Source organism: Duganella zoogloeoides, assembly GCF_034479515.1.
In the GTDB taxonomy this organism is placed as follows: Bacteria; Pseudomonadota; Gammaproteobacteria; order Burkholderiales; family Burkholderiaceae_D; genus Rugamonas; species Rugamonas zoogloeoides.
On the sequence record NZ_CP140152.1, the window covers coordinates 3,928,632 to 3,950,730 of the forward strand.

22 protein-coding genes are annotated in these 22,099 nt (G+C 64.3%); 14 read left to right on the plus strand and 8 right to left on the minus strand.

Features of this window, described 5'->3' with window-relative positions:
- The first annotated feature begins 14 nt into the window (after window positions 1-14).
- Together SR858_RS17340 and SR858_RS17345 are read left to right on the plus strand one after the other, a co-directional pair.
- On the plus strand, window positions 15-998 hold the full coding sequence (locus SR858_RS17340; protein WP_084669791.1) for a nucleoside hydrolase: 984 nt from the start codon (window positions 15-17) through the stop codon (window positions 996-998).
- Complete coding sequence (locus tag SR858_RS17345; protein WP_019920251.1) at window positions 995-1,345, plus strand: translation initiation factor Sui1; 351 nt, start codon at window positions 995-997, stop codon at window positions 1,343-1,345. The genes SR858_RS17340 and SR858_RS17345 overlap by 4 nt, the downstream gene beginning before the upstream one ends.
- Window positions 1,346-1,482: 137 nt before the next feature.
- Here the strand turns inward: SR858_RS17345 and SR858_RS17350 are convergent, their stop codons facing one another.
- Entirely contained in the window at window positions 1,483-2,724 is a 1,242-nt protein-coding gene (locus SR858_RS17350; RefSeq protein WP_019920252.1) for a DEAD/DEAH box helicase, read from the minus strand.
- A gap of 58 nt (window positions 2,725-2,782) precedes the next feature.
- Window positions 2,783-3,184: a hypothetical protein gene (locus SR858_RS17355; protein ID WP_019920253.1), complete on the minus strand. Its 402-nt coding sequence runs from the start codon at window positions 3,182-3,184 to the stop codon at window positions 2,783-2,785.
- A gap of 78 nt (window positions 3,185-3,262) precedes the next feature.
- Here SR858_RS17355 and SR858_RS17360 point away from each other — a divergent pair, with 78 nt between their 5' ends.
- Window positions 3,263-3,634, plus strand: a complete 372-nt coding sequence (locus SR858_RS17360; RefSeq protein ID WP_026636991.1) for a MerR family transcriptional regulator — start codon at window positions 3,263-3,265, stop codon at window positions 3,632-3,634.
- Here the strand turns inward: SR858_RS17360 and SR858_RS17365 are convergent.
- Window positions 3,618-5,435 carry a DUF4153 domain-containing protein gene (locus SR858_RS17365; RefSeq protein ID WP_019920255.1) on the minus strand — a complete coding sequence of 606 codons (1,818 nt, stop codon included), beginning with the start codon at window positions 5,433-5,435 and terminating at the stop codon, window positions 3,618-3,620. The genes SR858_RS17360 and SR858_RS17365 overlap by 17 nt on opposite strands.
- A 142-nt stretch (window positions 5,436-5,577) precedes the next feature.
- Here SR858_RS17365 and dapC point away from each other — a divergent pair, with 142 nt between their 5' ends.
- The 8 genes from dapC (at window position 5,578) to SR858_RS17405 (ending at window position 13,861) form a co-directional block, all read left to right on the plus strand.
- Window positions 5,578-6,792 (plus strand): succinyldiaminopimelate transaminase, encoded by a 1,215-nt coding sequence (dapC, locus tag SR858_RS17370; protein ID WP_026636992.1) that lies wholly within the window; start codon window positions 5,578-5,580, stop codon window positions 6,790-6,792.
- A gap of 12 nt (window positions 6,793-6,804) precedes the next feature.
- Window positions 6,805-7,632 (plus strand): 2,3,4,5-tetrahydropyridine-2,6-dicarboxylate N-succinyltransferase, encoded by an 828-nt coding sequence (gene dapD / locus SR858_RS17375; RefSeq protein ID WP_019920257.1) that lies wholly within the window; start codon window positions 6,805-6,807, stop codon window positions 7,630-7,632.
- Window positions 7,633-7,655: 23 nt separating this feature from the next.
- A complete protein-coding gene (locus tag SR858_RS17380) occupies window positions 7,656-8,792 on the plus strand; it encodes a PilT/PilU family type 4a pilus ATPase (RefSeq protein WP_019920258.1) in 1,137 nt (378 codons plus the stop codon).
- 7 nt (window positions 8,793-8,799) lie between these two features.
- On the plus strand, window positions 8,800-9,351 hold the full coding sequence (locus tag SR858_RS17385; RefSeq protein ID WP_019920259.1) for a glutathione peroxidase: 552 nt from the start codon (window positions 8,800-8,802) through the stop codon (window positions 9,349-9,351).
- An 82-nt stretch (window positions 9,352-9,433) separates the two neighbouring features.
- Window positions 9,434-9,787 carry an ArsC family reductase gene (locus SR858_RS17390; protein WP_019920260.1) on the plus strand — a complete coding sequence of 118 codons (354 nt, stop codon included), beginning with the start codon at window positions 9,434-9,436 and terminating at the stop codon, window positions 9,785-9,787.
- A gap of 1 nt (window position 9,788) precedes the next feature.
- Window positions 9,789-10,922 (plus strand): succinyl-diaminopimelate desuccinylase, encoded by a 1,134-nt coding sequence (gene dapE, locus SR858_RS17395; protein WP_019920261.1) that lies wholly within the window; start codon window positions 9,789-9,791, stop codon window positions 10,920-10,922.
- Between the two features lie 47 nt (window positions 10,923-10,969).
- Window positions 10,970-11,857 carry a 50S ribosomal protein L3 N(5)-glutamine methyltransferase gene (prmB, locus tag SR858_RS17400; RefSeq protein WP_019920262.1) on the plus strand — a complete coding sequence of 296 codons (888 nt, stop codon included), beginning with the start codon at window positions 10,970-10,972 and terminating at the stop codon, window positions 11,855-11,857.
- A 9-nt stretch (window positions 11,858-11,866) separates the two neighbouring features.
- A complete protein-coding gene (locus SR858_RS17405; protein ID WP_019920263.1) occupies window positions 11,867-13,861 on the plus strand; it encodes an ATP-binding cassette domain-containing protein in 1,995 nt (664 codons plus the stop codon).
- Window positions 13,862-13,867: 6 nt separating this feature from the next.
- On the opposite strand, the gene SR858_RS17410 is transcribed toward SR858_RS17405, so the two are convergent.
- The gene (locus SR858_RS17410) at window positions 13,868-14,368 is read right to left on the minus strand and encodes a chemotaxis protein CheW (protein WP_040377455.1); all 501 of its coding nucleotides are present in this window, start codon (window positions 14,366-14,368) and stop codon (window positions 13,868-13,870) included.
- Between the two features lie 127 nt (window positions 14,369-14,495).
- Between SR858_RS17410 and arfB the strand changes: the two genes are divergently transcribed.
- Complete coding sequence (arfB, locus tag SR858_RS17415) at window positions 14,496-14,894, plus strand: alternative ribosome rescue aminoacyl-tRNA hydrolase ArfB (protein WP_019920265.1); 399 nt, start codon at window positions 14,496-14,498, stop codon at window positions 14,892-14,894.
- Between the two features lie 2 nt (window positions 14,895-14,896).
- Here the strand turns inward: arfB and SR858_RS17420 are convergent, their stop codons facing one another.
- Complete coding sequence (locus SR858_RS17420) at window positions 14,897-15,655, minus strand: sulfite exporter TauE/SafE family protein (protein WP_322533675.1); 759 nt, start codon at window positions 15,653-15,655, stop codon at window positions 14,897-14,899.
- A gap of 89 nt (window positions 15,656-15,744) precedes the next feature.
- On the opposite strand from SR858_RS17420, the gene SR858_RS17425 reads away from it, so the two are divergent.
- On the plus strand, window positions 15,745-16,668 hold the full coding sequence (locus SR858_RS17425; protein WP_019920267.1) for a LysR family transcriptional regulator: 924 nt from the start codon (window positions 15,745-15,747) through the stop codon (window positions 16,666-16,668).
- Here SR858_RS17425 and SR858_RS17430 read toward each other — a convergent pair.
- The 3 genes from SR858_RS17430 to SR858_RS17440 form a co-directional block, all read right to left on the minus strand.
- The gene (locus SR858_RS17430; RefSeq protein ID WP_322533676.1) at window positions 16,665-18,530 is read right to left on the minus strand and encodes a flagellar assembly protein A; all 1,866 of its coding nucleotides are present in this window, start codon (window positions 18,528-18,530) and stop codon (window positions 16,665-16,667) included. The two genes, SR858_RS17425 and SR858_RS17430, sit on opposite strands and share 4 nt — an antisense overlap.
- Before the next feature lie 67 nt (window positions 18,531-18,597).
- Window positions 18,598-20,529 carry a flagellar assembly protein A gene (locus SR858_RS17435; protein WP_322533677.1) on the minus strand — a complete coding sequence of 644 codons (1,932 nt, stop codon included), beginning with the start codon at window positions 20,527-20,529 and terminating at the stop codon, window positions 18,598-18,600.
- Window positions 20,530-20,744: 215 nt separating this feature from the next.
- On the minus strand, window positions 20,745-21,146 hold the full coding sequence (locus SR858_RS17440) for a hypothetical protein (RefSeq protein WP_154819724.1): 402 nt from the start codon (window positions 21,144-21,146) through the stop codon (window positions 20,745-20,747).
- A gap of 246 nt (window positions 21,147-21,392) precedes the next feature.
- On the opposite strand from SR858_RS17440, the gene ompR reads away from it, so the two are divergent.
- Entirely contained in the window at window positions 21,393-22,094 is a 702-nt protein-coding gene (ompR, locus tag SR858_RS17445; RefSeq protein ID WP_227012300.1) for an osmolarity response regulator transcription factor OmpR, read from the plus strand.
- The last annotated feature ends 5 nt before the right edge of the window (window positions 22,095-22,099 follow it).

The window sequence follows — 22,099 nt, forward strand, 5'->3', positions numbered from 1 at the left end:
TGTCGAGATTGTTCATGGCCTGCCCTCATTTCCGCCCACTGCGCGTGGCCTTGTCCACGCTCGCGCTGTCCTGCGCCATGCTGACCGTATCGGCCAGCGCCGCCCCTGAACGCCAGCAAGTCATCGTCGACATGGATATCGGCGACGACATCGACGATTCGTTCGCGCTGGCGCTGCTGCTGCAAAGCCCGGAAATCGAGATCGTCGGCATTACCACCGCCTGGGGCGACACCGCACTGCGCGCGCAATTGGTCGAGCGCATGCTGCGCGAGACGGGCCATGGCGGCATCCCGATCGCTACCGGCATCGCCACCACCGGCAATCCCCAGCCGTTTACGCAAGCGCGGTATGCGCAGCGCGGCCAGCCGGTGGCAGCGCTGCCGGCAGTCGATTTCCTGCTCGAGCACATCAGGCGCCAGCCCGGCAAGATCACCTTGCTGGCACTGGGTCCGCTGACCAACGTGGGCGCCGCCATCGAGCGCGATGCGGCCACCTTCGGCAAGCTGAAACAGGTGGTGATGATGGGCGGTTCGGTGCGCAGCGGTTATCGCAAGTCGCAATACGTGGCCGCACGCCCGGCCGACAAGGAGTACAACATCGCCTCCGAAGTAAAAGGTGCGCAAAGATTATTTACGTCCGGCGTGCCGATCGTGATGATGCCGGTCGACTCCACCCAGATTCGCCTCGATGAAGTCGAGCGCAACGCCCTGCTCGGCCACGGCTCGCCGGTGACCGACGCGCTGGCGCTGATGTACCACCAGTGGATCAACGCCTATCAACCGTGGTCCAGCAATATGCCGTCGCTGTTCGACGTGGTGCCGGTGGCGTGGCTGATCGATCAAACAGTGTGTACGACCACGCCGCTGCGCATCGCGGTGACCGCTGACGGCTACACGCGCGAGGTGGCCGGCAAGCCGAATGCCGCCGTCTGCCTGGCATCGAACCAGTCGCGCTTCTTCGAGATCTTCATGGGGCGCCTGCTGGCGGACCAGCCATGAGCAGCCGCCTGGTCTACTCCACCGAAACCGGCCGCCTGTGCCCCGACTGCGGCAAGCCGCTGGCTGATTGCGTCTGCAAGGCAGCGGCCAAGTCCAAGCCCCAAGGCGACGGCAATGTCAAGGTGGCGCGCGAATCGAAGGGACGCGGCGGCAAGACCGTCACGCTGGTGCGCGGTTTGGCGCTCGATGCCGTGGCGCTGGCAGCGCTGGGCAAGCAACTGCGCAGCGCCTGCGGCTCGGGCGGCACCGTCAAGGATGGCGTGATCGAAATCCAGGGCGACCATTGCGACTTGGTGATCGAGAACTTGAAGAAGCTCGGACACAACCCGAAACGCACGGGCGGCTAGACGAAACTGGATTCCCGCGTTCGCGGGAATGACGGTTTCCCGGACGGTGGCATCGCGTCCTGCGTTTGTCATCGAGCGTGGCTGATTCGTCATCCCGCATCGGCGCACCGCCGCGCAGGCGGGGATCCAAGTGCTTACTAAGATTTGGCCGCCGCCTCGCGCAACTTGTCCTTCTTGCTCTTGCGCTTGCCCTTGATGCCGCCATTGACCGTATCGGTCACCGCGCTGACCGGCGGCGCCGTTTCTACTGCCTCGAAACCGGCCACCGTTTCCAGCGGCAGGCAGATGGCCTGGCGCTTTTCGATCAGGTGGAAATGCTGCTCGGTCTCCGCGCTGACAAAGCTGATCGCCACGCCACTCTCGCCGGCGCGGCCGGTGCGGCCGATGCGGTGGGTGTAGTCCACGGCCGATCGCGGCAGATCGTAGTTGACCACGGCCGGCAAGCGGGCGATATCGATGCCGCGCGCGGCCACGTCGGTGGCGACGAGCACCTGCAAGCGGCCGGCCTTGAAGTCGCCCAGCACCTCGGTGCGCGCGCCCTGGCTGAATTCACCGTGGAAGGCGCCGGCCTTGATGCCGTTGCGATTGAGCTTGTCGGCCACGTGTTCTGCCGCGTACTTGGTGGCCACGAACACCAGCACCCGGTCCCACTGGTATTGCAAAATCAGGTAGCGCAGCAGCATGGTACGGCGCGGCACATCGACCAGGATCGCGCGCTGTGCGATATCGGGCTTGGTCGCCGGCTCGGCCAGCACTTCCACCCGCGTGGGCTGGTGCAGCATGGTGTCGGCCAGGGTTTGCACCGCTGGCGGGAAGGTCGCGGAAAAGAACAGGTTCTGGCGCTGCTTTGGCAGCAACTCCAGGATGCGCGCCAGCTCTTCGCTAAAACCCAGGTCCAGCAGGCGGTCCGCTTCATCGAGCACCAGCATCGCCACCCGTGAAATTTTCAGGGCGTTATGGTCGATCAGGTCGAGCAGGCGTCCCGGCGTGGCTACCACGATGTCGGCGCCGCCACGCAGCGCCATCATTTGCGGGTTGATCGACACGCCGCCGAACAAGATCGACACCTTGACCGGCATGGTCAATTGCGCGACCAGCTTGCGCACCGATTCGCCCACCTGTGCCGCCAGTTCGCGCGTGGGCACCAGGATCAGGCCATGCAGCTGGCGCGGACCGTCGCGGTTATCGAGCAGCGATTGCAGCAGCGGCAGCACAAAAGCGGCGGTCTTGCCGGAGCCGGTTTGGGCCGCGCCCAGCACGTCCTCGCCGCGCAGGATGGCAGGAATCGCTTCACGCTGGATGGCAGTGGGTTCCTGGTAGCCGATTGCAGCAACCGCGTTGACGAGCGAGGGAGCGAGGCCCAGCGAAGAAAATGACATGTTGGCCTGAGAGTGATGATGAATTGGCCGACAGTATACGCCATGCGCCGCTCCAGCCCTACGCGGGCTCGCGCACCGGCCACCATTGCACCACACCCCACGCCAGCTCCGGCACGATGAATAGCCATAACAGCGGCTCGCCGGTGGCGTTCAGCGCCCACATCATCCACGTACCAAACAGCATGCGCGCCGCGCCGTCGTAGCGGCCGAAGCGCTGCTGCGGGTCGGCAATGCGCAGCACCGACCACACCAGCACCACGCTGCCCAGCAGGCAGGCGAACAATACGTGGAATGGCGCGAACGCCGGCAGCGCGGCGCCGCCCAGCGCCTGGTTGATGGTACTGAGCTGGCTGTGGGCCAGCGCAAAGGTCCACGGCGTGGCAAACGGCGCTGTCACCAAGAGGTCGTATACGCCGCTGGCGCACACGATGCGGCGGAAGGTCGAAGCTGAAAACTGCATATTGTCTCCTGTTGTCGAACGAGACCGCATGCTAAAGCCTGGAGTACACTCCAGGGTCAAGCAAAAACAGGATGCACCATGCAAATTGGAGAAATGGCCGACGCCACCGGCCTCTCGCGCGATACCCTGCGGTTTTACGAGAAGCGCGGCTTGCTGCGCGCGCGGCGCAGCGCCAATGGCTACCGCGACTATCCGCCGGAGGCGGTCGATTGGCTGCGCTACATCCGCCTGGCGCAGTCGCTCGGCTTTACGCTGGTGGAAATCGAGGCTGACCTGCCGCTGCTGGCCAACCCCGATGCGTCCGGCGAGCAGCTGCGCGCCGCGCTGGCGCGCAAGCTCGACGACATCGACCGCCGCATCGACGGCTTGCAGGCGCTGCGCGGCGAACTGGCGCGGCGCCTGGGGCCGGATATGGAAGAATGCCCGTTGAGATCTAGCCTGGCGGCTTGATCGCCTTGCAGTTTTCGTCAGGGTAAACCGGTTCGAACTGAAGTTGCAGGCCGCCGATTACCAGTGCTTTCAGGTTCGGTTCGACCAGCGTATAGCGGCCGGCGCGCAGCGCGTCGAGCATTGGCCGGCAGCCGATGTCGAGGCGTGCCGCCAGCAGCCATTTTCCGTCCGGCTGCTCCACGTATAGATAGCCGCCGCCGTAGTACTGGTTGACCAACAGGATGTCGCGCTTGCCGTCGCCGTTTGCGTCGAGCAGCAGCGCGGTGCACTGCTGCACATCGTTTGTCAGGCAGCTGGGCAACATCTGGCCGGGCACCTCTTTCCACTCCTGCGCGACAAAGCTCACGGGCAGCGCCTCGCCTGCCGGCACCACCGTGATATTTGCCGCGATGGTGGTTGCTGTCGCCTTGCCGCCGCTCGGATTCCAGCGCTCCGTCTGTTTCAGTGCCGCCGCCGCCCGCTCGCTCACCACTTTGGCATCGGCGCCCACGCCCTGCTGCGCCAGTCGTTGCAAAGCTTGCTGGCCATAGCGTTGGCCTTCGAAACGCAGATAGCGGTAGTCGAACTTGTCGGCCTTGACCAGGCCCCGCTCCAGGCGCGATACCTGGTTGGCCACCGCAATGCGGGCCGGATCGGCGATTGGGGTAAACAGCGCCAGCAGCACTGCCAGCACCAGGAATGCCGCGCCGACATTGACCGGCGCGATTTCCACCAGCCAGGTTTCGTAGCGGTGCGCGGCCCACTGGTAGCCGATTGAGTAACACGACGCCACCAGCAGGCAGGCGGCAGCGACCACGCGGTCGGCCGTCCAGCCATATTCGTGCACCCGCAACCCCAGCGCATAGATCGCGATGCCGGTCAACGGCAGCAGCAGAATGGCGGCCATGCGGGCGGCAATGCGGATCGCCAGGCTGGCGGCGGTCTGGCCGTTCTGGAACGCGCAATTGATCAGCATGACCAGCACGGCGACGGTGGTAAGCAGCAACGAGGTCGCAAAGCGCGTCTTCCACAGGCCATCGAGGCCGGTGAACGGCAGCGTACACAGGAAACCGCCGATAATCACCACGGCCACCGGCAATATCCAGGACGCCAGCACCAGCAGCAACGAGCGGATGCCGCGCACGATGGACGGGCGCACATCGGTGATGTGCAGCGCGCATGAGAAGGCAAAGCAGATCACCGGCGCCACAAACCATGGCTTGGTCAGGAGGCGCTCGAGGAAATCGAGCTTGACCATGCCGAACAGGCCGGCGCCCATCCACAGCACCGACCACAGCGCGCCCACGAAGAAAGCGGAGAACAGCAGCTGCACCGCCAGCTTCCACGCGATTTCGAAATAGCTGCCATAGCCGGCTATACGCTTGCCGTCGGTGGTGCCGGCCATGACCAGCGCGTGGGCGACGTACAGGAACACGCTTGAAAACACGATCACCAGCATCGACGGCACGCGCTGCGACGGCCGCCCCATGAAGCCGTAGTCGAGGTGCACGGACCCGGCGCTGCGCCACGCTTCGTGCAGCGCCAGCACCACCAGCACCGCGCCGGCAGCCGCCGTCCACAGTGCCACGTGACGGGACGTCATGTGACCGAGGCTGGAAATGAACACGACCGGCAGCAGCAGCACGAGCATGAATAGCGGCATGAACAGGAACGGCTCGGTGGCGGGCCACATATTGACGGTGGCGGCGCGGTACAGCAAATACAGCAGCACGCCCTGCACCAGCCCCGTGGTCAGGCGTAGCATCATCACGCGGCGGCTGACTTCCGCGCCGAGCACTTCATCGTATTGTTCTACTTGCATGGTGATTCCGGCTCCCTTGTTACTTTGGTATCGGCGTAGTATCGCATGGAGCACCGCGGGAGTACCACGCCCGAACGGAGGCGCTATAATGTTCGGCCCACGCTGCTTTTTTCCCAACATCGTCAACAACGTTAGCATCCCCGTGAATCCACATCTCGACCAGCTGCAACCGTACCCGTTCGAAAAACTGCGCCAACTGTTCGCGCAGGTGACTGCCAATGCCCAGTTCAAGGCGATCAGCCTCGGCATGGGAGAACCCAAGCATCCGACGCCGCCGTTCATCGCCCAGGCGCTGATCGACAATGTCAAGGGCCTGGCCACCTATCCCACCACCATCGGCACCGAAGCGCTGCGCGGCGCGATTGCCGGCTGGCTCGAGCGCCGCTACGGCCTGCCCGCGATTAACCCGGCCACGCAGGTGCTGCCGGTGAACGGTTCGCGCGAGGCGCTGTTCGCGTTCGCGCAAACCGTGATCGACCCGGCCGCTAACTCTCTGGTGGTGTGCCCCAACCCGTTCTACCAGATCTACGAAGGCGCGGCCTACCTGGCCGGCGCCGAGCCGTATTTCGTCAACTCCGACCCGGCGCGCAACTTCGGCTGCGACTACGACAGCATTCCCGCCTCGGTGTGGGAGCGCGTGTCGCTGCTATTCCTGTGCTCTCCGGGTAACCCTACCGGCGCCGTGCTCACGCTCACCGACTGGGAGAACCTGTTTGCGCTGTCGGAGCGCTACAACTTCGTCATCGCCGCCGACGAGTGCTACTCCGAGATTTACCACGGTGCAGAAGCCCCCTTGGGCGCGCTGCAGGCCGCCCACATGCTGGGCCTGTCGTCGGTCGAGAAGCCGTATGCGCGGCTGGTGGTGTTCTCCAGCCTGTCCAAGCGGTCCAACGTGCCGGGCATGCGCTCGGGCTTCGTGGCCGGCGACGCGGACGTGCTGAAAAAATTCCTGTTGTACCGCACCTACCACGGCAGCGCCATGAGCACCGTCGTGCAAGCTGCGTCCATCGCGGCCTGGAACGACGAAACCCATGTCGAAGACAACCGCGAACAATACCGCGCCAAGTTCAACGCCATCACGCCCCTGCTGCAAGAAGTGCTGGACGTGGAACTGCCCGACGCCGGCTTCTACCTGTGGGCCGATGTTTCGCGCACGGGCCTGTCGGACACCGAGTTCGCCCAGCGACTGTATGCCGAATATAATGTCACGGTCCTGCCGGGCAGCTACCTGGCGCGCGACGCGCACGGCGTCAATCCGGGCCGCAACCGCATCCGCATGGCGCTGGTGGCGGAAACGTCCGAAGGCCTGGAAGCTGCGCAGCGCATCGTCCAATTCTGCAAAACCCTTGTTAAATAAAGATAGACCATCATGACCCAACAACTCCAGCAAATCATCGACCAGGCATGGGAAGACCGCGCCAACATCAACCCGGCCAACGGCGCCGCCGAACTGCGTGACGCCGTCTCGCACGTGATCGCCGGCCTGGACGCGGGCACTATCCGCGTGGCCGAAAAAACCACCGGCGACTGGGTGGTGAACCAGTGGGTCAAGAAAGCCGTGCTGCTGTCGTTCCGCCTCGAGAACAACGTGGCCATGCCGTCGGACGGCACCATGCAGTTCTACGACAAGGTCCCCACCAAGTTTGCCAACTACACCGAAGCCGATTTCGCCAAGGGCGGTTTCCGCGTGGTGCCGCCGGCCGTTGCCCGTCGTGGTTCGTTCATCGCCAAGAACGTGGTCCTGATGCCTTCGTACGTAAACATCGGCGCTTACGTCGATGAAGGCGCCATGGTCGATACCTGGGCCACCGTCGGTTCGTGCGCGCAGATCGGCAAGAACGTCCACCTGTCCGGCGGCGTGGGCATCGGCGGCGTGCTGGAACCGATGCAGGCCAATCCGACCATCATCGAAGACAACTGCTTCATCGGCGCCCGTTCGGAAATCGTCGAAGGCGTGATCGTCGAAGAAAACTCGGTGATCTCGATGGGCGTGTACATCGGCCAGTCGACCAAGATCTACGACCGCGCCACCGGCGAAGTGACCTACGGCCGCGTGCCTTCGGGTTCGGTCGTGGTATCGGGCAGCCTGCCATCGGAAGACGGCAAGTACTCGCTGTACTGCGCCGTGATCGTCAAGCGCGTGGACGCCAAAACCCGCGCCAAGACCGGCATCAACGAACTGCTGCGCGGTATCTAAGTCATCACTTCGGGAGAATCGCGATGGCCATGGAACGCCTGTTCCAGCTGATGCAGGAAAAGCATGCGTCGGACATGTTCCTCGCCGCGAACTCTCCCGTGCATTTCAAGATCGGCGGCAAGCTGCTGCCGGTCAACCAGCAATTGCTGACGCCCGAGAACATCGAGGCGCTGCTGGCACAAGTCGCCTCTCCGGCGCAAATGGCCGAACTGGCTACCACCAACGAACTCAATATGGGCATCTCGCTGGCCGGCGTGGGGCGCTTCCGGCTCTCCGCTTTCCGCCAGCGCGGCAGCGTTTCCGCGGTATTTCGCTATGTGCCCGGCAACATCCCCGCCCTGCAGGATCTGAAGATGCCGCCCGTGCTGGCGGACCTGATCATGGCCAAGCGCGGACTGCTGCTGGTCGTCGGCTCCACCGGCTCCGGCAAATCGACCACCATCGCGGCGATGCTCGACCACCGCAACGCCCACTCGGCGGGCCACATCCTCACGCTCGAAGACCCGATCGAGTTCCTGTTTACAAACAAGCAGTCGATCGTCAACCAGCGCGAGATCGGCAGCGATGCCACCAGCTTTGCCACCGCCCTGCGCAACTCGATGCGCCAGGCGCCCGACTGCATCCTGATCGGCGAGATACGCGACAAGGAAGCCATGGCTGCAGCCATCGCGTACGCGCAGTCGGGCCACCTGGTGGTCGCCACGCTGCACGCCAATAACAGCTACAACGCGCTCAATCGCATCATCGGTTTTTATCCGATCGAGAGCCGCATGGCGCTGATGCAGGATCTGTCGTCGGCGGTCAAGGCGATCGTCTCGCAGCGGCTGGTGCCAGCCCTGTCCGGCGGCGCCCGCGCCGCGGCCGTGGAAGTAATGGTCAATTCGCGCGCCGTGGCCGAGTTGATCGAGGCCGGCCGCATCAGCGAGATCAAGGATGCGATGGACAACAGCATGTCGCCCGGCTCGCAATCGTTCGAGCAGGCGCTGGTCAAGCTGGTGCAGGGCGGCGCGATCAGCGCCGACGAGGCACTGGCCAATGCCGATTCGGCCACCAACCTGCTCTGGCAACTGAATAACGCCAAAGAGCAACCCGCCGCCGATGCCGCCAGCGGCAATGCCGCAGCATCGGCTTCCTTCACCGGTTTCACCCTGAACACCTGAGGACACCATGACACCATCGATCTACGATATTCCCCTGCGCCGCATCAACGGCGAGGACGTCACCCTTGGCGCGTATCGCGGCAAGGTACTCCTGCTGGTCAACGTCGCCTCGGCCTGCGGCCTGACGCCACAATACGAGGGACTGGAAAAACTGTACCAAGACAAGCAGGCCGACGGCCTGGTGGTGGCGGGTTTCCCGGCCAACGAATTCGGCGCCCAGGAACCGGGCAGCAACGAGGAAATAGCCGAATTTTGCACCAGCAAATTCGCCATCAAATTCCCGATGTTCGAAAAGATCGTGGTCAAGGGCCAGGGCCTGCACCCGCTGTACCAGCGCCTGATCGAAGAACAGCCGCAAGCCCAGGAAAAACCGGACAGCGATTTCCGCGCCAAGCTGGCCGGCTACGGCATCAAGCAGGACAACCCGACCGACGTGCTGTGGAACTTCGAGAAATTCCTGGTCAGCAAAGAAGGCAAAGTCGTCGGCCGCTTCGCACCGGACACCACCACCGACGACGCGCTGCTCAAGGATGCCATCGAGCGCGAACTGCAGGCCTGAGTGATCCTGCCCCGCCATACCCGGGCGCCAGCTACCGCATGGTATCCTGTCGCCCTTTCGTTTTACCTGCTTGCGACCACACATGACCACCACCCTCTACGGCATCCCCAACTGCGACACCGTCAAAAAGGCGCGCACCTGGCTGGCCGACCAGCAGCACGACTTCACCTTCCACGATTTCAAGAAGCAGGGCCTCAAGCGCGAGACCGTTGCCGGCTGGCTCAAGCAGGTGCCGCGCGATGTGCTGGTGAATAAAAAAGGCACGACGTGGCGCGCGCTGTCCGATGAACGCAAGGCGGCCATCGTCGATGACGAAGCTGCTATCGCCCTGATGCTGGAAAATCCGTCGATCATCAAGCGCCCGGTGCTGGACAAGGATGGCGCCTACAGCGTCGGCTTCAGCGACGCCCAATACCAACAAATTTTCAATACCTGACATGACCCCTTCGAAAACCCTGGCGCTGACCGAAAAGCTGATTTCCCTGTCCTCCGTCACCCCCGACGACAAGGGCTGCCAGCAGCACCTGATCGACCTGCTCACCCCGCTGGGCTTCGCGTGCGAGACCATTATCTCCAACGACGTGACCAACCTGTGGGCGCGCCGTGGCACGACCTCGCCGGTGCTGGTGTTCGCCGGTCACACCGACGTGGTGCCCACCGGCCCGGTGGATCAATGGCAGTCGCTGCCCTTCAACCCCACCCACCGCGACGGCAAGCTGTATGGCCGCGGCGCCGCCGACATGAAGACGTCGATCGCGGCGTTCGTGGTGGCGGTCGAGGAATTCGTCGCCGAACACGCCGACCACCAGGGTTCGATCGCCTTTTTGATCACCAGCGACGAGGAAGGTCCGGCCACCGACGGCACCGTCATCGTCTGCAACCTGCTCAAGGAACGCGGCGAAACCATCGACTACTGCATCGTGGGCGAACCGACCTCGGACGAAACGCTGGGCGACATCATCAAGAACGGCCGCCGTGGCTCGCTGTCGGGCAAGCTGACGATCAAGGGCGTGCAAGGCCATATCGCCTACCCGCAACTGGCGCGCAATCCGATCCACCTGGCCGCGCCAGCGCTGGCCGACCTGGTGGCGGAAGTCTGGGACGAAGGCAACGAGTACTACCTGCCCACGTCGTGGCAAATGTCGAACATCAACGCCGGCACGGGCGCCAACAACGTGATTCCGGGCCAGATGGTCATCGACTTCAACTTCCGCTTTTCCACCGCCAGCACGCACGAAGAACTCAAGCGCCGCGTGCATGCGATCCTGGACAAACACGGGCTGCACTACGAACTGAAATGGGCGCTGAGCGGCCTGCCGTTCCTCACCCCGCGCGGCACGCTGAGCGATGCGCTGTCAAAGGCGATCAAGTCGGAAACCGGCGTGGACACCGAACTCTCGACCACCGGCGGCACCTCGGACGGGCGCTTTATCGCCCAGATCTGCCCCCAGGTGATAGAATTCGGCCCTCCCAACGCCAGCATCCACAAGATCGACGAGCATATCGAGCTGCGTTTTGTCGATCCGCTCAAGAATATTTACCGCCGCACGCTGGAAAACCTGCTGGCCTGACGCAGTGCGCCGGGCGTTTGCCCGGCACTTTACCGAACGAGATAGCCATGAACACCACGCCTTTCACCACGCCGCGCGACCTGCTGCGCTACGCCGTCACCCGTTTCAATACGGCCAAGCTGTTCTTCGGCCACGGCAGCGCAGAAGCCTTCGACGAAGCCGCTTACCTGATCCTGCACACGCTCAAGCTGCCGCTCGATCGCCTGGAGCCCTTCCTCGACGCCAAGCTGCTGCCGGAAGAAGTGGCGTCGGTGCTGGCCGTAATCGCCCGCCGCACGGACGAACGCGTGCCCGCCGCCTACATCACCAATGAGGCATGGCTCGGCACCTACAGCTTCTATGTCGATGAGCGCACCATCGTGCCGCGCTCCTTCATCGCCGAGCTGATACCCGAATACTTCGCGCCGTGGGTCAACTCGCCCGACAACATCGAAAACATCCTGGAACTGTGCACGGGTTCCGGTTGCCTGGCGATCATGATGGCCGACGCCTTCCCGGACGCGCAAGTCGATGCCGTGGACATCTCGGCCGACGCGCTGGAAGTGGCGAAAAAGAACGTCGCCACCTACGAGCTGCAAGACCGCCTGACCCTGATCGAGTCGGACCTGTACGCCAACGTGCCGGCCAAAAAATATGACCTGATCATCACCAATCCGCCGTACGTGAACTCGTCCTCGATGAGCAAGCTGCCGATGGAATACCGCGCCGAGCCGGAACTGGCACTCGACGGCGGCAAGGATGGCATGGACATCGTGCGCCGCATCGTCGCCGGCGCTGCCGAACGCCTGACCGACGACGGTATCCTGATCGTCGAAATCGGCAACGAAAAAGAATTCGCCGAAGCTGCCTTCGGCGAGATGGGCCTGACCTGGCTCACCACAAGCAACGGCGACGACATGGTATTCCTGCTGACCGCCGACCAGCTCAAACTGTAAAAGAACAACATGATCCGCTTCATACAAGTAAGCCTGATGCGCGGCACCAAGCCGCTGCTGGAACAAGTCGATGTTACTCTCAACCCGGGCGACAAGATCGGCCTGATCGGCGCCAATGGCGCCGGCAAATCGAGCCTGTTCGCCATGATGCGCGGCGAGCTCCATCCCGACCAGGGTGAAATCGACTTCCCGGCCAAGTGGCGCGTGGCCCACGTGGCCCAGGAAACTCCGCCGCTCGAACGCGCGGCGCTCGATTACGCCATCGACGGCGACGTCGGCCTGCGCAAGCTCGAAGCCGAACTGGCGCGCCTGGAAGCAGCGCCCGAGTCGAGCGAAAACGGTATCGCCATCGGTAACATCTACAGCGCGCTGGCCGACGCCGACGCCTACACCGTGCAGTCGCGCGGCGAGCAACTGCTGCTCGGCCTGGGCTTCACCATCGAACAGATGCAGCGTCCCGTCTCGAGTTTTTCGGGCGGCTGGCGCATGCGCCTGAACCTGGCGCAGGCGCTGATGTGCCCATCGGACCTGCTGCTGCTCGATGAACCGACCAATCACCTGGACCTGGACGCGATCATCTGGCTCGAGGACTGGCTCAAGCGCTACCCGGGCACCCTGCTGATCATCTCCCACGATCGCGACTTCCTCGACGAAGTGGTGAACGTGGTCGTGCATATCGACGAGCGCAAGCTCAAGCGCTACTCGGGCAACTACTCGTCGTTCGAGCGTCAACGCGCGGCACAAATGATCCTGGCCGCCGGCGCGCTGGAAAAGCAGCAGCGCAAGCGCGCCCACCTCGAGTCGTTCGTCAACCGCTTCAAGGCGCAGGCCTCCAAGGCCCGCCAGGCGCAAAGCCGCATGAAGGCGCTGGCCAAGATGGAAGAACTGGCGCCGCTGCGCGCTGCCGCAGAATTCTCGTTCGAATTCCGCGAGCCGCTCAGCGCCCCGAATCCGCTGTTGGTCATGGAAGACGTGGATGCCGGCTACAAGATCGAGAACGAAAAAACCGGCGAAGTCACCACCAAGACCATCGTCAACAACATCAAGTTCTCGCTGCAGATCGGCCAACGGATTGGCCTGCTCGGGGTGAACGGCGCCGGTAAATCGACGCTGATCAAGACCATCGCCGGTGAACTGGCGCCTCTGACCGGCGACGCCACCATCGGCAAGGGCCTCAATATCGGCTACTTCGCCCAGCACCAGGTGGAGATGCTGCGCCACGACGAGTCGCCCTTGTGGCACCTGGCCAAGATCGCCCCGACCGTGCGCGAGCAGGAACTGCGCAACTTCCTCGGCGGCTTCAACTTCCCGGGGACCATGGTCACCAGTTCGATCGCGCCGTTCTCCGGCGGCGAAAAGGCACGGCTGGCGCTGGCGCTGATCGTGTGGCAGCGCCCTAACCTGCTGCTGCTCGATGAACCGACCAACCACCTGGACCTGGAAACGCGCGAAGCGCTGACCGAGGCGCTGGCACAGTTCGAAGGCACGCTGGTCGTGGTCTCCCATGATCGCCACCTGCTGCGCGCCACCACCGACGAATTCATCATCGTCGCCGACGGCAAGCTGCAACCGTTCGACGGCGACCTGGACGACTACAAGGACTGGCTGTTCAAGACCAAGCTGGGTAAAGGCACCGACGTGCTGCCCGCAGCGGGCAAGGCCAACAAGACCGACTTCCCGGTGGCGTCCCCCGTGGCGCCGCCTTCGGCTCCGGTAGTAAACACCAGGGACCAGAAACGCAAGGAAGCGGAAGACCGCCAGCGCCTGGCCACGCTGCGCAAGCCGCTGGAACAGAAGATCAAGCGCCTGGACGACCAGATCGCCAAGCGCAGCGCCCAGAAAGCGGAAGTCGATGGCCGACTGGCCGATGCGACGATCTACGAAGCCGCCAACAAGGCCAAGCTGAAACAGGCCCTGGCCGACCAGACCTTCTTCACCAAGGACCTGGGCGAGCTGGAAGCGCAGTGGTTGCAGTTGCAGGAAGAACTCGAAGCGCTGGCTTAAGCAGTATCACGCCGCCTGGCGTGGCGCGCAAGGCACCTTGCGGATCGACATCAGCTTGTCGATATCGACCACGATCAGGCGGCGGTCATCCACCACGCCGATGCCGAGCAGGTAATCAACCTGTGGCGCAACCGCCGCCGGTGTCTCCACCACCGGTACCGGCTGCAATTGCTCCACGGTGAGCGACACGATGTCGGTCACGCCATCGACCACCATCCCCATCACGCAACTCGACAGCTTTAAAATGATCACGTCCGTCAGCGGATCGTGTTTCGGCGGCCGTGGGCCGAACGCGATGCGCATATCGACGATGGGCATGATCACGCCGCGCGACACCGCCACCCCGCTGATGATTTCCCCATCCGACGAAAAGCGCTCGAGCTCCTTGAGCGGACGCAGTTCCTGCACCTTGCTGAAATCGAGCGCGTAATCGAGGCCGCCGAGCCGGAACACCAGGTACTGCCGCGCGGTGGACGTTTGCGTCGCTGAGTGGGAGATGGGAGACATGATGATCCTTTCGTCCAGGGACGTGCGGTAACAGGCATGCACCATCGTAACCGCCCACCCCGCACCATATGTTGACTAGCATCAACTTTTTCCGGGCGCCGTGCAGCGCGTTTGCTACAATGCGCCGATGAACCAGCAGATCGACATCAACGACGTGGAGTTGAACGCCATTCGCGCGCAGGGACCGGGCGGCCAGAACGTCAACAAGGTTTCCAGCGCGGTGCACCTGCGCTTTGCCATTACGCCCTCATCGCTTCCCGAACATATCAAGGAACGCCTGCTGGCCCTGCGCGACAGCCGCATCACGCGCGACGGCGTGGTCGTGATCAAGGCCAAGCAATCGCGCAGCCAGGAAGCCAACAAGGACGATGCGCTGCGGCGCCTGCAGGAGCTGGTGGACAGCGTGGCCGTACTGCCCACGGTGCGCCGGCCCACCAAGCCCACGCGCGGCTCGCAGCGCCGCCGGCTCGACGGCAAGGCGAAAGACGGCGAGCGCAAACAGATGCGCGGCAAGGTCGTGATCTAGCCTCAGCCAGCCATCGCCGCCCGCACGCACTGGTGCACGCCCAGCCCGATCAGTGCGACAAAAAAGCAGCGCCGGAACACCTCGGCCGACATGCGCTGGCGCAGCCACTGGCCCGACACGATGCCCAGCGTCGCCGGCAACAGCGCCAGCAGCGAACCGGTGGCAGCATTTGCGTGCCAGTCGCCGCGCCAGGCCAGCATGGCCGCCAGCGCCAGCGTGGATACCGTAAAACTCAGGCCCAGCGCCTGCACCAGGTCTTCGCGGTTCAGCTCCAGCGCCTGCAGGTACGGCGCGGACGGCATGATGAATACGCCGGTGGTGCTGGCGATAGCGCCGGTCGCCACACCGGCCAGCGGCCCCGCCCAGCGCTGCGCCGCTGCCGGCACCTTGCCACGCCAGCCCGACAAACCCAGCACGCCGTAGCCGGCCAGTAGCACACCCAGCGCGGCCGGCGTCCATACCGCCGCTTCCGTGGCTGTGCCGATACCGCCTGGCGCGAGCAGCAGCCAGCCGCCGATGGCGGTGCCCACGCAGGTGGCCAGCAACATCGGCCGCAGCCGGCGCCACAGCGGGTACAGCGCCGGACCCGTGGCCAGTTGCCACACATTCGTCAACGCCGAAGGCACAATCAGCAAAGCTGCCGCTTCCAGTGGCGCCATCTGCAACGACAGCAAGGCCACGGCCACGGTGGGCAGCCCCATGCCGGTCACGCCCTTGACCAGGCCTGCCAGCACGAAGACCAGCGCAATAAAGAGAGTCATGTTATCCATGACTGCCATTGTCCTCCTCCGCAGCAGCGCTGCAAATGTGGAATATACTGAGCCAGACTTCGTCATTGACATAGGCTGCCATGCGCTTCGACCTCACCGACCTGCGTTTATTTGCCCACATCGCCGACAGCGGCAGCATCACCGCCGGCGCCCGGCTGGCGCACCTGGCGCTGCCCTCGGCCAGCGCCCGCGTGCGCGGCCTGGAGGAAACGCTGGGCGTGCCGCTGCTGCAACGCGGCCGGCGCGGCGTGGAGCCGACCGAAGCCGGACTGGCGCTGCTGCGCCACGCGCGCATCATCGGCCGGCAAGTGGACGACCTGCGCGGCGACCTGGCGCAATTCGCTTCCGGCCTGAAGGGTCAAATCCGGCTGCTGTGCAATACCTCGGCCATGACCGAGTTCCTGCCCGATGCGCTGGCCGCCTTTCTGGCCGCCCACCCGCGTCTGGGCGTGGACCTGGAAGAGCGCCAAAGCCGCGACATCGTGCAGGCGGTGGCGGAAGGCGCGGCCGACATCGGCATCATCACCGACGCCGTGGACAGCGCCGCGCTGCACACCTTCCCGGTCTGCGACGACACCCTGGTGCTGGCCATGGCGCGCAGCCACCCGCTGGCGCGGCAACTGGGACAGCGCCGGCGCATGGCGTTTGCCGATGCGCTCGACCATGATTTCATCGGCCTGGCCGGCGACAGCGCGCTGCAGCAGTATGCAGCCGGCCAGGCCACGCGGCTGGGGCGGCGCATGCACTGCAAGATCCGGTTGCGCAGCTTCGAGGCCGTCTGCCGCATGTGCGCCAGTGGCGCGGGCATAGCGCTGCTGCCGGCGACAGCAGCGCGCCGCCACGATGACGAACGTTTGCTGAGAATCGTGAAATTGACCGACGACTGGGCCGCGCGCAAGCTGCTCGTGTGCGTGCGCGACCTGCGCACCCTGCCCGCCCCTGCGCGCGAACTGGTGGCCGCACTGCGCGGCGCCACTGCGCCCCAGGGCGCGCCTGGAGACTAATTGTCCTGCGGGGGCGCCCAGTATATAGGCCCGACACTGCCGAAAAATAGCGTGGGGAGGCCAGCGGCCGACGCCCGCACCTTGGCCTTGAGTTCCTTGGGCGCATAGTCGTAAGGCGCCACGCCATCCGGCACATAGGTCATCGGGCGCAACTGCACTTCGCCGGTCAGCAACTGGACCGAGCATTGCGACTTGTGGATCAACTCGCGCTTTTTGCGCTCGACCTGCGCCACTTCGGCGCGCACCTGCTCTTCCTGGACCTGCGCCGCCTTGAGAGCGAGCGAGATGCGTCCCACCGACTTCAATGCCGGACCCACGGCGATCGCCATGCGGTGAAACAGCGGCTCCTGCTCGGGCGTGAGCACCACTTCGCGCTTGCGCACGCGGGTGGCCAGCGTGAGGTAGTTGCGTACCTCGGCCTGGCTGGTGATGGCGTCCATCTCCTCCTTGTACTGGACCGCCTCGCGCTGTGCCGCCGCCACTCTCGGCAGCAGGTCGGCCACCCGCTTGTCGTAGCCGGCGGTGTCGGGCACCAGCAAGTACAACAGCATTTCGTTCTGCTTGCGCGGACCGGCATGGACGATCTCGATGTGGCGCGCAGCGATCGCGCAGCCTTCGGCCACCTTGATCACCACCTCGTCGGCCATGATCTCGCAGTTGCTGGCTTCCCCGATCACCACCCGGGTGCCGGAGATGATGCAGTTTTCGGCGCGGGTGAGCGCGACCTCCCCTTTTTTGGTTTGCAGCACCGCGCCGGCAGCCACTCCGCGCACGCGGATGGCGCCGTCGGCATTGACAGCCGAGCCGCCCATCAGGTTGCTGTTGAGGGCAATGTCGCCGCCGCGCGATTCGATACTGCCGTACACATCGCCGTGGATGGTGATATTGCCGCCTTCGACACGGCGCTGTTCCTGCACCGCACCGAACTCCTCGTACTCTCCGGTCAACTGCAAATTGCCCGTGGTACGCGCGCTCACGCCCTCGCGGCTGATGATCTTGGGGCCGATCGAGATGCGGCGGGTCTTCGGGTCCACGCTGAGAAAGCCCTCGACCGACGAGACCAGGTATTCGCCGTCGCGGAAGTTTTCGATCATGGTGCCTTCGCCGGCCACCGACGCCAGCTCCAGGTCCTTGGGGGCTGGCGGGTCGATCACCGCGCCCGACATCTCGAAGCCGCGCACACCCGGTGCGGACGGCACCTTGCGCAGCAGCTTGACGTGCGGTTTCACCTGCGGGAAGCGGTTCTGGAAGGTCTGCAAATCGAGGCGGCCATCCGATTTTTCGCGCGGGGCGTCGCTGCGATGGATGTCGCGCGAGACTTCCACGATGGCCGCATCGCGTCCCGGCATGGCGTTCAGGCGCCGCGCGACCGTGATGCGCGCCACGCGGCCGGTGGCGATCACGTCGCGCACCGCCGGCGCATCGATGCCGAAGCGGATACCCTTGGCCCACATGTCCGCGACAAATTCGTCGAAGGTCAGCCGCGCGGGTTGCGGCGGCAGGCCGGGCACGTCGAAATACACCTGCTCGAAATAGTATTCGGCCTCGCCGCCGATGACCTTGACGTTCTTGTACAGCTGGCGGCGCGCAGGATGAAACGGTTCGATGCGATCGGCAAAGCGCAGCAGCGGGCGTTCGGCCAGCGCGGGCGGCAGGTCGGGACCGGCGTTATAGACCATCTTGGTAAAGATGGCGTAATGCAGGCCCACGAAACAGGCGCCCCCAAGGAAGATCTGGCCGACGGCGGCCAGGCGCGCCACGGGCGTGGCGGCAACGTCGAAGTAGATGCCATCATCACGCTTGACGAGCGCTGCGGGCAGTTCGCCCTCGGCGCCTGAATTCAACGTCGTTGCGTTTGACACGGTAATCCCCACGAAGATGTACGTCGGAGCGGAGCGCCCCTTCACTTTTTTTAATATGCCCCATAGCCTAGCATGAACCGCCATGATTGTGTACCTGCCGAGGGTCGAGGTGCCAGTTCAGCGCCCCCTCGCTCTCCCAGAACAGCACCGCGCCGCCGGTCGGGGTGCCGCGCAGGCGCTGCTTGATGTCCTTGGCCGGCTGCTGCGCCAGCAGCGGCGCGGCGCTGTCGCCTGCGCCGCCATAGAGCATGGTGCGCACAACGGTTTCGCCGCTTACCATGTGCAAGCCGCACCGCGCGGTGCCTGCCGCCGCCACCTGCTCGGCTATCACTGCGTCGCGCCGGTCGCGCAGCAGCTTTTGCTGGGTCAGCGCGATCTGGCCGTCCTTTTTGAGACGATCGAGCGACTGCATCGGTTCGGCCACGCCGGCGGCAATCTTGCGCAGGATGTGCGCCTGCTCGGGCGACACCGTCAACTCCTGGTTGCGCAGCTTGAGCGCCAGCGCCAGGTAACGCCGTACGTCGGGCAGCGCCGACAGGCGGGCCGCCTCTTCCTCGTGGCCCGCCAGCACCCGCGCCAGCTCGGCCAGGCGCACATCGAGCTCGCCGATTTCCTGACCAAAGCGGGCCACGTCGCGCAGCAGCACATAGATCACCATCTCGGTGCGGCGGCGCGGTCCGGCCGATTCGATTTCCACGTCGCGCCCGGCGACGGCGCAGCCTTCGGCCATGGTAATGCGCAGCAGGTCGGCGACGATCTCGCAGTTGGATGCCTCGCCGATGGTCACGCTGCTGCCGGAGATGATGCAGTTCTCGGCGCGTGCCACGATGACCGCGCCGCTGCCGGTGTGGATCACCGCGTTGGAGGCCACGCCGGCGATGGTAATCGGCCCATTGGCATTGCGGATGCTCCCGCCGATGAGGTTCCGGTCCAGCACCACGGCGCCGCCGCGCGAATGGATGTTGCCATACACGTTGCCATGCACCGTGATGTCGCCCCCGGTGACGTCGCGCTGTTCCTGCACGTCGCCGTATTCTTCGTAGGCGCCGGTCAGTTCCAGGTTGCCGGTGGTACGCCCGCTCACGCCATCGAGACTGACGATCTTGTCGGTGACGGATACGCGGTTGGACTTGGGATCGACGGCGAGGAACCCTTCGCGGATGGAGACGATGTATTCAACATCATCGAGTTCCTGCACCTCGGTGCCGTCGCCGGCCAGGTGCCGCAGCGCCAGGTCGGACGGTGGCGCCGGCGCGGTCATGCGCCCGGCCAGGTCGAAGCCGGGCAAACCAGGCGTGGCCGGCACTTTTTTCAACAGCCGCACGCCGGCCTTGATTTGCGGGAAGCGGTTCTCGAAACTGTGCAGATCGATGCGGCCGTCGGCGCGTTCCTTCGGTGCGTCGCTGCGGTGCAGTGCGTGCGACACCTCGAGCACCGTGGCGTTACAACCCGGCTCCGGTTCGAGGTCGGTGGCAAAGGTGATGCGCTCGGCCTTGGGCGCCTTGATGGCATTGGCCACCGCCGCCACGTCGATGCCGAAGCGGATACCGTGGCCCCACATGGCGGCGACAAATTCGTCGATATCGAGCCGCGCCACGCGCTCGGGCAGCTCGGTGCCGTCGGCCAGCACTTCCGCGTCGAGATACAGCGGCTCGAAGTAGTACTCGGCGTAGCCGCGTCCGGGCTTGGGCGTCTTGTAAAGCGGCAGGCGCCTGCCGTCGATCAGCTGCACGGCAGCGGCCAGACGCACGGCCTGCGCGGCGCCCAGGTCGGGTCCGACGTCGTACAGCGCCTTGATCAGCACCGGGTAGGACAAACCGGCCAGGCAAAAGCCGGCGCCAAACACCTGGTTGACGGCGGCGGCACGCGCCGGTGGCGGCAGGCCAAGATCGATATAAATGCCGTCCGGGCGCAGGATCAAACCAATGGGCAGGCTCGCGTCAGGCGCGGGTAGCGCGGACACGACCGATAGCGCTGCGGGTGCAACGTCTGGGACCACGATCTTCCTCCAAGGAAAACACGCGGCCGACAGGCATTGCGTGTAATAAACCAATATTACACATCATCAACCAAAAGAGAACGATTATCATGTTGAGCAATCGCTAATGTGATGCAATTGCCACACATTAATGTCATCCATGCAAAAACGCCCGCCGTGCAGGACACGGCGGGCTTCGGGATAATGGTAACTGTCGGTAGCGATGCAGGCCGAGGTCAGCGGCGTGGCGGCAGCGCGTAGACTTCGGCGCCGGCTTCGTTGATCTGGCGCCGCAGGTCGCGCCGTTCGTCGGCGGTCATGCGGCCCACGCGACGGCTCATCTCGGCGTTGCGGTTGTTCTCCTGCATGGCGCGGCGCTGTTCCTCGGCCCGCGACTCGTAACTGCGCGGATCGAGCTGGCGCGACTGATCCTGACGCAGATCTTGCCGCATATCCTGCTGGCGCGGGGCGCTTTGCTGGCTGCGATTGTCACGATTGTCGTCACGGCGGTCCTGGCCGGCGGAATGCGCGGGCAGTGCCGACAGCACACCGCAGCACACCACGACGGAAGCCAGGGTGGATCGAACGCAAAAAGATGCGCTTGCTGCCGCGTGTGTTTTTTTGAGGTCGATGAACATGGCGTTCCTAAGAGGTGATTCCATGCCCGCAGTGTATGATGGTTTGCACGAGGGAGTAAGACCAATCGGGTAAAGTTTGTAACACTTTGTAATGGGTAAAAACAGACGTTTTCGTGACGCGAATATGACGTTACCATAGCAACATCAATAAGACAACTTGGCAGAGAAATGACGACGACTACGCTTGATTCCAACAACACTGGCGGCAGTAATACCGTCAATCAGCATGGCCATCAGGCCAAGATTATGGTAGTGGACGACGACGTGCGCCTGCGCGATCTGTTGCGCCGTTATCTCACCGAACAAGGCTTCAACGTCTTCACCGCCGAAAGCGCCACCGCCATGAACAAGCTGTGGCTGCGCGAGCGCTACGACTTGCTGGTGCTCGACCTGATGCTGCCCGGCGAAGACGGCCTGTCGATCTGCCGCCGCCTGCGCGGCGCCGGCGACCAGACCCCCATCATCATGCTCACCGCCAAGGGCGAAGACGTGGACCGCATCGTCGGCCTCGAGATGGGCGCCGACGACTACCTGCCCAAGCCGTTCAACCCGCGCGAGCTGGTGGCACGCATCGGCGCCGTGCTGCGCCGCCGGGGTCCCGACGAAATTCCGGGCGCACCGTCCGAAACCCCGCAAACCTTCGAGTTCGGCCAGTTCGTACTGGACCTGGGCACCCGCACCCTGAAAAAGGCTGGCGAAACCGTGCCGCTCACCACCGGCGAATTCTCGGTACTGAAAGTATTCGCACGCCATGCGCGCCAGCCGCTGTCGCGCGAAAAACTGATGGAACTGGCGCGCGGGCGCGAATACGAAGTGTTCGACCGCAGCCTCGACGTGCAGATTTCGCGCCTGCGCAAGCTGATCGAACCCGATCCATCGAGCCCGCTGTACATCCAGACCGTCTGGGGCCTGGGCTATGTGTTCATTCCGGAGGGTCAGCCGCGCTAAGCGCG